Raw genomic sequence first — 9,643 nt, forward strand, 5'->3', positions numbered from 1 at the left:
CAGTGCGAGCCTGTTCAATCTAGTGCGAATGCCGCGGCACCCCGCCTTCGCGGGCGATCACCTTGAGGTGCAGGGTGGCCGGTTCCAGGCAGCCGCCGGTGGAAAGCTGGCCCACCAGTTGCCGATAGAGCTCCTGCCAGGGGGTCTGGGCCGGTGGCAGGTTGGAGGTCCATTCGGCGCGGCGGCGCTCCAGTTCGGCATCATCCAGCAGCACATCGACGCTGCGGGCATTGAGGTCCACGCGCAACCGGTCGTTGGTCTTGAGCAGCGCCAGGCCACCGCCCACCGCCGCTTCCGGCGACATGTTGAGGATCGACGGACTGGCCGAGGTACCGCTCTGACGACCGTCGCCCAGGCACGGCAGGGAGTCGATGCCCTTCTTAATTAGCGCCGCCGGTGGGGCCATGTTGACCACCTCGGCGCTGCCCGGATAACCCACCGGCCCGGCGCCGCGAATCACCAGGATGCAGCGCTCGTCGATGTCCAGGGCCGGGTCGTCGATGCGCGCGTGATAGTCCTCCGGACCCTCGAAGACGATGGCTCGCGCCTCGAAGCTGTTTTCCTTGCCCGGTTCCGCCAGGTAGGTCTGGCGAAAGGCCTCGCCCACCACCGACATCTTCATGATGGCACTGTCGAAGAAATTGCCGCTGAGCACGATGAACCCGGCGCGGTGCTTGAGCGGCGCTTCATAGGGCTGGATCACCGCGGGATCTGTGCTGGCCGCACCTTCGGCGATGGCACCGATGGTGCGCCCGGATACCGTCAGGCAATCGCCATGCAGGCGCCCCGCCTTGAGCAGTTCGTGGAGCACCGCCGGTACCCCGCCGGCGCGGTGGAAGCCCTCGCCCAGGTACTTGCCGGCCGGCATGCAGTTGGCCAGCAGCGGGATGTCCTCGCCCAGGCGCTGCCAGTCGTCCAGCGACAGCTCGATGCCCATGTGGCGGGCAATGGCGATCAGGTGCGGCGGGCAGTTGCTGGAAGCGCCCAGGGCCGAGGCCACCACGATGGCGTTCTCGAAGGCCTCGCGGGTCATGATCCGCGAGGGGCGGACGTCGTCCAGCACCAGCTGGCAGATGCGCTTGCCGGTGGCATAGGCCATCTGGCCGCGCTCGCGATAGGGCGCGGGGATGCTGGCGCAACCGGGCAGCGACATGCCCAGGGTCTCGGCCAGGGCATTCATCGACAGGGCCGTGCCCATGGTGTTGCAGTGGCCCACCGAGGGCGAGGCGGCGGTGGTCAGGGCCATGAAGCCCTCGTAGTCGATCTCGCCGGTCGCCAGCAGGTTGCGCGCGTGCCAGAGCACCGTGCCGGAGCCGATCAGCTCGCCCTTGAAATGCCCGTCCAGCATGGGCCCGCCGGACAGCACGATGGCCGGCAGGTCGGTGGTGGCCGCGGCCATCAGGCAGGCCGGGGTGGTCTTGTCGCAACCGGTGGTGAGCACCACGCCGTCCAGGGGAAAGCCGTGCAGGATCTCCACCAGGCCGAGGTAGGCCAGGTTGCGATCCAGGGCAGCGGTGGGGCGGCGACTCTGCTCGGCGATGGGGTGCACCGGGAACTCCATGGGGATGCCGCCCGCGTCGCGGATACCGGCCTTGACCCGCTGGGCCAGTTCCAGGTGATGACGGTTGCAAGGGGTGAGGTCGCTGCCGGTCTGGGCGATGCCGATGATGGGGCGACCGGACTGGAGTTCGTCGCGGGTCAGGCCGTAGTTCATGTAGCGCTCGACATAGAGCGCGGTCATGTCGGCGTGGGCAGGATCATCGAACCATTGCTGGCTGCGCAGCGGGCGTTTGGCGGAAGTCATGATGGTCTCTGGTTGTTATCAGGAAAGAGCGGTTAGCGGCCCAGCAGGCCGCGGGCGGCCAGGTTGTGCATCAGGGCACCGAGGCCGAAGCGCCAGGCCGGGGCCTGGTTGCTGGTGGTCACCCTATTGTGCAGGGTTCCCAGCAGCGGGCTGGCGATGCTCACCACGTCACCCACCTTGTGGGTGAAGCCGCCGCCCGGGGCGTCACGGTCCTGGGTCGGGGCGAACAGGGTGCCGAGAAACAGCAGGAAGCCGTCGGGATACTGGTGGTTGGCATTGAGGGTCTGGGCGGCGAGATCGGTGGGATCACGGCTGATCTGCGCCATGGAGCTGCTGCCATTGAGGTGAAAGCCGTCTTCGCCCTGGACTTCCAGGGTCACCACGCACTGGCGGACCTGGTCGAGATCGAAGGTCTCGTCGAACAGGCGGATGAAGGGCCCCAGGGCGCAGGAGGCGTTGTTGTCCTTGGCCTTGCTCAGCAGCAGGGCGCTGCGGCCCTCGATGTCGCGCAGGTTGACGTCATTGCCCAGGGTGGCGCCATGCAGGCGGCCGCGGCTGTCCGCCACCAGCACCACCTCGGGTTCGGGATTGTTCCACTGGGACACGGGGTGGATGCCGATGAGGCTGCCACTGCCGACCGCGGCCAGCACCGGCGCCTTGGTGAAGATCTCGGCGTCCGGGCCAATGCCCACCTCCAGGTACTGCGACCACATGCCCTTCTCGATCAGCAGCGCCTTGAGCGCCTGGGCGCGCGGACTGCCCGGCTCCAGGCCCTGCAGGTCCGCGCCGATCACCGCCTGCACCTGCTCGCGGATGGCAACGGCGCGCCCGGCATCGCCGCCGGCCTGCTCTTCGATTACCCGTTCCAGCATGCTGGCGGCAAAGGTCACCCCGGCGGCCTTGATCACCTGCAGGTCGGCCGGCGGCAGCAGGTGCAGGCGGCCCGGATCGGCCTGTTCGCCGCTGTTGGCCAGCAGTTCCTCCAGGCTGCCGAGGTAGCGCCCGGGGGTATCGCGCAGGGTCTGCAGCGGCGCCTCTTCCTCGAACAGGGCGCTCAGCGTGGCGAAGCGTGCCGAGACATCGAAGACACCGTCTTCGCGCAGCACCACGGGCGAGGGACCGGCCAGCGGACCGGGCACCCAAGCACGACCGACCAGGGTGCCGGCCAGGCCATCGGTGGGAAGGGTGTTGCCAGGCGAGAGACGAAGGGACATGGGCAGGACTCCAGGGCTGATGGGTCCACGCTAGGCAGCCGGACTGATAAACTCAAATGGGCTTATTTCATCATTCGATAACCTGTACTTATCGCCCGGGAGGTATGCGTGTCCGAGCCGTCGTTCAGCCAGATCAGCCACTGGCTCAAGTTTCGTCACCTGCTGCTGATCGACACCCTGGGGCGCACCCGCAACATGCACCTGGCGGCGCAGCAGATGAACCTCAGCCAGCCGGCCATCAGCAAGATGCTCAAGGAGCTCGAGCACCTGCTGGGCTTCGCCCTGTTCGAGCGCCAGCCGCGCAGCATGCCGCCCACGGCGCTGGGCGAGCACGTGCTGCGCTATGCCCGGGTGGCGCTCAACGATGCCCGCAACTTCGCCGAGCAGATCGACAGCCTGAGACGCGGCGGCCACGGCCAGCTCAAGGTCGGCGGCATCTTCGCCGCCACGGCGGTGGCGCTGCCGCAGGCCATCGTCGCGATCAAGCAGCGCTGGCCGCTGCTGGCGATCGAGGTGGTGGAGCAGACCAGCGATCACCTGATGGAGATGCTCGACGACAAGCTGCTGCATCTGGCGGTGGCGCGCTTCACCGACGAAGCCCAGGCCCAGCGCTTCGACTTCCAGCCCCTGGCGCCGGAGCCCTTCCGCTTCGTGGTCAACGCCGATCACCCGCTGGTGGGCAGCGGGCCCGTGGGCCTCGACCAGGTGCTGGCCTGGCCCTGGATCCTCTATCCCAAGGGCACGCCCATCCGCGGGCGCATGGAGCGGGCCTTCGCCGCCGCCGGCCTGCCGGTGCCGAGCAACACCATCGACACCATCTCCATGCAGACCTTTCTCCAGGTGCTGCGTGCCGGCCCCATGATCGGCATGCTGCCGGAGGCCATGGTCGAACCCTATCTCGCCAGCGGCGCGCTCAGTGCGCTGGAGCTGCCGCTGCACCTGCCGGCGCAGGACTACGGCATCCTCACCCGCAAGGGCGAACCCCTCGGCGAGGCAGCGCGGGAATTCGCCGCCATCCTGCTGAGCCATGCCGGTCGCGAGGAGCCCGCAGCCTAGACAGCTCGATAACGCGCCGTTATCGAATGATCTGCAAATGCCATTGGGAAAGAATCGCTCCCGCTCCTAGAGTGGCCAGGCGATTCAGACGGCCACCCCGCATCCCCGGCCGCCTTCGACCTCTTCAATAACAACAACGGGCCCCAAGGCCCCGAAGGTCATTCCCATGTTCGAGACCACCGCTCCCCAGGGCGCCGCTGGCGACGCCTTCGAAGAACGCACCTATCGCAAGGTGGTGCTACGAATCCTGCCGATCCTGCTGCTGTGCTACATCGCCGCCTACCTCGACCGGGTCAACGTCGGCTTCGCCAAGCTGGACATGCTCGACGACCTGGGCTTCAGCAACACCGTCTATGCCCTTGGCGCCAGCATGTTCTTCTGGGGCTACTTTCTTTTCGAGGTCCCCAGCAACCTGCTGCTGCATCGCTACGGCGCGCGCTTCTGGATCGCCCGCATCATGCTGACCTGGGCGATCATCTCCATGGCGGTGGCCTTCACCCAGCCGCTGGCGCAATTCTTCGGTCTGCAGTCGAGCACCCTCTTCTATGTGCTGCGCTTCCTGCTGGGCGTCTGCGAGGCGGGCTTCTTTCCCGGGGTGATCCTCTATCTCAACTACTGGTTTCCGACCCGCCGGCAGAGTCGGGTGATGTCGGGTTTTCTCATCGCCCTGCCCTTCAGTCTGAGCTTTGGCGGCGTGCTTTCCGGCTGGCTGATGAGCAGCCTGCACAACTGGCACGGCCTGGCCGGCTGGCAGTGGATGCTGCTGGTGGAAGGGGTGCCTTCGATCATCATGGCGGTGGTGGTGTTCTGCTGCCTGAGCGACAACATTGACCAGGCGCCCTGGCTGGACGCCCGGGAAAAGGCCCTGCTCAAGCGCAACCTGGAGCAGCAGAACGCCGGCAAGGCGTCGCGCCTCAGCGAGGTGTTCTTCAATCCGCGGGTCTGGCTGCTGGTGTTCATCCTGCTGACCTTCAACACCGGCTTCTATGGCCTGGCCTTCTGGATGCCCTCGATCATCAAGAACGCCGGGGTCAGTGGCAGCCTGCAGATCGGTCTGCTCACCGCCATCCCCTACAGCGTCGCCCTGGTGGTCATGCTGCTCAACGCCCGCCACTCGGCACGCACCGGCGAGCAGCGCATGCACGCGGCGGTGCCGGCCTTCGTCGGCGCCCTGGGCCTGGTGCTGAGCGCCTGGTTCATCCACAACATCGTGCTGTCGATCTTCTTCCTCACCGTGGCCGCCTCGGGCCTGCTGGCGCTGATGCCGATCTTCTGGTCGCTGCCCGGCACCCTGCTTTCCGGCGTCGCCGCGGCGGCGGGTATCGGCATGATCAACGCCATCGGCAACCTCTCCGGCTTCACCGGCTCGATGATCACCGCGACCATGGAAACCCTCACCGGCGACATCAACAACGGCACCTATGTGCTCGGCGCCTGCCTGTTCGTCAGCGGCCTGCTGATCCTGGCGATCCCGGCCTCGATGCTGCAGCGCACGCCGACCGCCGTGCCGCTGGACCTCAAGCCCGCCTAGCCCGCCTCGGGCACGGCCGAGCGCCCGGCACCCGCGGCGCTCGGCCGGCCGATCCACAGCGCCATCAGCGCCGCCAGCAGACCGGTCAGGCCGGCCAGCACCAGGGCCTCCTGGTAGGAGCCGAAGTGCTCGCGCAGGGCACCGGCGAGAAAGGCCGCGCAGGCGGCGCCCAGCATGTGCCCGCAGAACACCCAGCCGAACACCACCGGCGCGCTCCTTTCACCAAAGCTCTGGTTGGTCAGCTTGACCGTGGGCGGCACGGTGGCGATCCAGTCCAGTCCGTAGAAGATGCCGAACAGCAGCAGTTGCTCGGGGGCGAAGCCGGAGAACGGCAGGTAGATCAGCGAGAGGCCGCGCAGGCTGTAGTAGACAAACAGCAGCCGGCGCGGATCGTATCTGTCGGTCAGCCAGCCGGAGGCGGTGGTACCCACCAGGTCGAAGATGCCCATCAGCGCGAGGATGCCGGCGGCCTGCACTTGGGACAGCCCGTGGTCGTGGCCCATGGCGATGAAGTGGGTGCCGATCAGGCCATTGGTGGTGAAGCCGCAGACGAAGAAAGTCAGGAACAGCAGCCAGAAATCGCGCCGCCGACTGGCCATGGCCAGGGTGCCGAGGGTCACGCGAAACAGATTGCCCGGTGCGGAGGCCACTGGCGCCTGGTAGTCCGTTGGGGCGCCATGGGGCCGCAGGCCGACGTCCGCCGGCCGTTCGGGCAGCAGCCAGGCCACCAGCGGGATCAGGGCGGCGCTGGCCACGGCCACGGTCAGCACCACGGTCTGCCAGCCTTCCTGACTGGCGAGATGGGCCAGCAACGGCAGGAACACCAGGTTGCCGGTGGCGGTGCTGGCCGCCAGCAGGCCCATCATCAGGCCCCGGCGGGCGACGAACCAGCGATTGACGATGGCGGCCCCCAGCACCATGGCCACGCAACCGGTACCCAGGCCGCTGAGCACGCCCCAGGTGGCCACCAGGTGCCAGGGTTCGCGCATCAGGGTGCTCAGGGCGGTGGCCAGGCTGATCAGGGTCAGGCCGCCGAGCAGGGTCCGGCGGATGCCCAGGGTCTGCATCAGGGCGGCGGCGAAGGGCCCGACCAGGCCATAGAGAAAGATGCCGATGGCGGCGGAAAGCGAGACCGTCTCGCGACTCCAGCCAAAGGCCTCCTGCAAAGGCAGTAGCAGCACGCCTGGGGTGGACCTCACCCCGGCCGAGACCAGCAGGGCGAGAAAGATCAGCGCCAGGACGACGAAGACATAGCGCTGGCCGAGGGCGGGAGGTGGGGTCATGGCGATCGTCACGGGCGGGGAAGGGATGAGTCGAGTATTGCAGTCCTGGCGGCCTGGCGCTGGTCAAGCTGCCCCACGGATCTGGCCAGAATGGGACTTTCGTTGGCATGGGTCGTGGGCGAGTGCTGAAGGTCCGTCTTGTTGGGCTTCGCTGCGCTCGACTAAACCTACGCAGAGCACCGTAGGTTGGCGCTGAGCGCAGCGAAGCCCAACACATTCATTCAACCAATCGCTCGCAGCTCCTCTGCCAGTCGCTGCGCCAGCCAGCGCGCGGCCGGCCCCGGCGCGGCGTTGCGGCGCCAGGCCAGCTCCACCACCAGGGCCGGCGGCACCCAGTCGCAATCCAGCTCGGCTAGCAGGCCCTGGTAGGAGGGATAGCGCGCCACGTGCCGCGGCAGCCACCCCCAGCCCAGGCCGCGCATCAGCAATTCGGCGAGCAGATAGAAGCTGTCGGCGCGCCAGACCTGGGGGGCGATCTGCTCGCCGCCGGGATAAGGATGCTCCAGCGGCGCGATCAGCAGCTGGCGATGGCGGGCCAGTTCGCGTCGCCCTACCCCACGCTGGCGGGCTAGGGGATGCTGAGCGCCGCAGGCGGTGACCTGGGCCACATCACCCAGCGCCTGGCGCTCCAGGGCCTCGGGCATGTGCTCATGGCGAAACAGCAGGCCGAGGTCGGCCTGATCGGTCAGCAGCTTGCGCGCCACATCGCCCTGGGCGCCGCTGGTGAGTTGGACCTCCAGGTGTGGGAAGGCCGCCGCCAGGGCGTCCAGGGCATCGAGCACCGGCTGGTAGGGCATGGCTTCGTCCAGCGCCAGGCGCAACAGCGGTTCCTGACCGGCACAGAGCGCCTGGGCGCGGCTGTCCAGCCGCTGGCACTGACGCAGCACCTCACGCGCCTCCTCCAGCAGCGCCAGACCAGCCGCGGTGATGACTGGCGTGCGGCCGTTGCTGCGCGTGAACAGCACGACGCCCAGGTCAGCCTCCAGCAGGGCGATGGCGGCGCTCACCGCCGATTGCGCCCGCCCCAGACGCCGCGCCATGGCCGAGAAACTCGCCCCCTCGGCGATGCCGACGAAGATCTCCAGTTGCTCCAGATTCCACTGCACGACCCATCTCCTCAACAGATAGGTATCAACTTTCACCTATCGTCCGAAAAGGCACAATGGGGCCCTTCGACAGGAGGAATCATCATGAGCGGATACATCTACCTGGCCATTGCCATCGCCGCCGAAGTCGTCGCCACCACCTCCATGAAGGCCATCAGTGGCTTCAGCAAGCCACTGCCACTGATTCTGGTCATCACAGGCTACGGCCTGGCCTTCTGGATGCTGACCCTGGTGGTGCGCAGCATCCCCGTGGGCGTCGCCTACGCCATCTGGGCCGGGCTGGGCATCGTGCTGGTCAGCATCGCCGCGGCGGTGCTCTACGATCAGAAGCTGGACCTGCCGGCCATGCTGGGCATGGGGCTGATCGTCGCCGGGGTGGTGGTGATCCAGCTGTTTTCCGGCAGTACCGGGCATTGAGACCAGCGGCGGCGAGGAGCGTGTAAAATCACTCCTTTGCCGATCATCCGAGCAGGCCGTTCATGTCCCAACCCTGGTCCACCGATATCCTCATCGTCGGCGGCGGCGTCGCCGGCCTCTGGCTCAACGCCCGTCTCAGACGCGCCGGCTACGCCACCGTGCTGGTGGAGACCGGCGCCCTGGGCGGCGGCCAGAGCGGCAAGTCCCAGGGCATCATCCATGGCGGCACCAAATATGCCCTGACCGGGATGCTAACCGGGGCCTCTGAGGCCATCGCCGACATGCCGCGGCGCTGGCGCGAAAGCCTGGCCGGCAGCGGCGAGCTGGATCTTTCCGGTGTACGCCTGCTCTCCGAGGCCCACTACCTCTGGTCGCCGGGCAGCCTGGCCGGCAACCTCACCAGCTTCTTCGCCAGCAAGGCGGTGCGCGGCCGGGTGGATGCGGTCAAGGGCGACGAACTGCCACCGGCCCTGCGCGACCGCGCCTTCAAGGGCAAGGTCTATCGCCTGGCCGAGCTGGTGCTGGACGTACCCAGCCTGGTCGCACGCCTGGCAGAACTGGCCGGCGACAGCCTGCTGGCCGGGCATGACCTCCAGCCCCTGCGCGAAGACGGCGAGCTGACCGGTCTGGTGGTGGACGGCCAGGCCATCCGCGCCCGCCGCCTCGTGCTCACCGCCGGCGCCGGCATGGCCGATCTGCTCCAGGCGCTCCGTCTGGAACAACCGGCCATGCAGCGCCGCCCGCTGCACATGGTGGTGGTCAAGGGCCCCATGCTCAAACCCCTCTATGCGCACTGTCTGGGTGGCGGCCCCAAGCCGCGGGTGACCATCACCAGCCACCCCACCGCCGACGGCCAGTGGCTGTGGTACCTGGGCGGCGACCTGGCCGAGGCCGAGGGCGTGGCCCGTGAGCCAGCGGCGCAGATCGCCACGGCACGCGAGGAACTGCAGCGCCTGCTGCCCTGGATCGACTTCGACGGCGCCCGCTGGGCAACCTTGCGCGTGGATCGCGCCGAGCCGGCGCAATCCGGACTGGTGCGTCCGGACAACGCCTTTCTCGCCGAGGAAGGGCGCCTGCTGGTGGGCTGGCCGACCAAGCTGGCGCTGTCGCCGGACCTGGCCGACCGGGTCCTGGCCAATCTCGACCGCGACGGCATCGCGCCAGGACAGCACCCCGCCCTGCCCGCCCATCCGCAACCGCCGGTGGCCGCGCCCTTCTGGGAGGAGCTGCTG

At 67.9% G+C, this 9,643-nt stretch carries 8 protein-coding genes; 4 read left to right on the forward strand and 4 right to left on the reverse strand.

Translation table 11 applies throughout. The features are described 5' to 3' along the window. Positions 1-19: 19 nt before the first annotated feature. Positions 20-1,804, reverse strand: a complete 1,785-nt coding sequence (locus OMP44_RS23100) for an IlvD/Edd family dehydratase (RefSeq protein WP_280311432.1) — start codon at positions 1,802-1,804, stop codon at positions 20-22. A gap of 32 nt (positions 1,805-1,836) precedes the next feature. Continuing rightward, positions 1,837-3,018, reverse strand: coding sequence for a fumarylacetoacetate hydrolase family protein (locus tag OMP44_RS23105; RefSeq protein WP_280311433.1), 1,182 nt, complete (start codon positions 3,016-3,018; stop codon positions 1,837-1,839). Positions 3,019-3,126: 108 nt separating this feature from the next. Between OMP44_RS23105 and OMP44_RS23110 the strand changes: the two genes are divergently transcribed. Together OMP44_RS23110 and OMP44_RS23115 are read left to right on the forward strand one after the other, a co-directional pair. Further along, positions 3,127-4,074: a LysR family transcriptional regulator gene (locus OMP44_RS23110; protein ID WP_280311434.1), complete on the forward strand. Its 948-nt coding sequence runs from the start codon at positions 3,127-3,129 to the stop codon at positions 4,072-4,074. Positions 4,075-4,240: 166 nt separating this feature from the next. Then, the gene (locus OMP44_RS23115) at positions 4,241-5,605 is read left to right on the forward strand and encodes an MFS transporter (RefSeq protein WP_208692532.1); all 1,365 of its coding nucleotides are present in this window, start codon (positions 4,241-4,243) and stop codon (positions 5,603-5,605) included. Here OMP44_RS23115 and OMP44_RS23120 read toward each other — a convergent pair. After that, on the reverse strand, positions 5,602-6,888 hold the full coding sequence (locus tag OMP44_RS23120) for an MFS transporter (RefSeq protein ID WP_280311435.1): 1,287 nt from the start codon (positions 6,886-6,888) through the stop codon (positions 5,602-5,604). The genes OMP44_RS23115 and OMP44_RS23120 overlap by 4 nt on opposite strands. 221 nt (positions 6,889-7,109) lie before the next feature. Then, entirely contained in the window at positions 7,110-7,994 is an 885-nt protein-coding gene (locus OMP44_RS23125; protein ID WP_133862598.1) for a LysR family transcriptional regulator, read from the reverse strand. Between the two features lie 84 nt (positions 7,995-8,078). Here OMP44_RS23125 and OMP44_RS23130 point away from each other — a divergent pair, with 84 nt between their 5' ends. Continuing rightward, positions 8,079-8,411: a DMT family transporter gene (locus OMP44_RS23130; protein WP_187980208.1), complete on the forward strand. Its 333-nt coding sequence runs from the start codon at positions 8,079-8,081 to the stop codon at positions 8,409-8,411. A 62-nt stretch (positions 8,412-8,473) separates the two neighbouring features. Further along, a partial coding sequence (locus tag OMP44_RS23135) for an FAD-dependent oxidoreductase (protein ID WP_280311436.1) occupies positions 8,474-9,643 on the forward strand: 1,170 nt, incomplete at its 3' end.

The organism is Pseudomonas flavocrustae (genome assembly GCF_029872515.1).
Taxonomy (GTDB): Bacteria; Pseudomonadota; Gammaproteobacteria; order Pseudomonadales; family Pseudomonadaceae; genus Chryseomonas; species Chryseomonas aestiva.

Coding starts and splice junctions, on each gene's coding strand:
- OMP44_RS23120 (WP_280311435.1), bottom strand. CDS start 6,888: ATGACCCCACCTCCCGCCCTCGGCCAGCGCTATGTCTTCGTCGTCCTG.
- OMP44_RS23130 (WP_187980208.1), top strand. CDS start 8,079: ATGAGCGGATACATCTACCTGGCCATTGCCATCGCCGCCGAAGTCGTC.
- OMP44_RS23100 (WP_280311432.1), bottom strand. CDS start 1,804: ATGACTTCCGCCAAACGCCCGCTGCGCAGCCAGCAATGGTTCGATGAT.
- OMP44_RS23115 (WP_208692532.1), top strand. CDS start 4,241: ATGTTCGAGACCACCGCTCCCCAGGGCGCCGCTGGCGACGCCTTCGAA.
- OMP44_RS23105 (WP_280311433.1), bottom strand. CDS start 3,018: ATGTCCCTTCGTCTCTCGCCTGGCAACACCCTTCCCACCGATGGCCTG.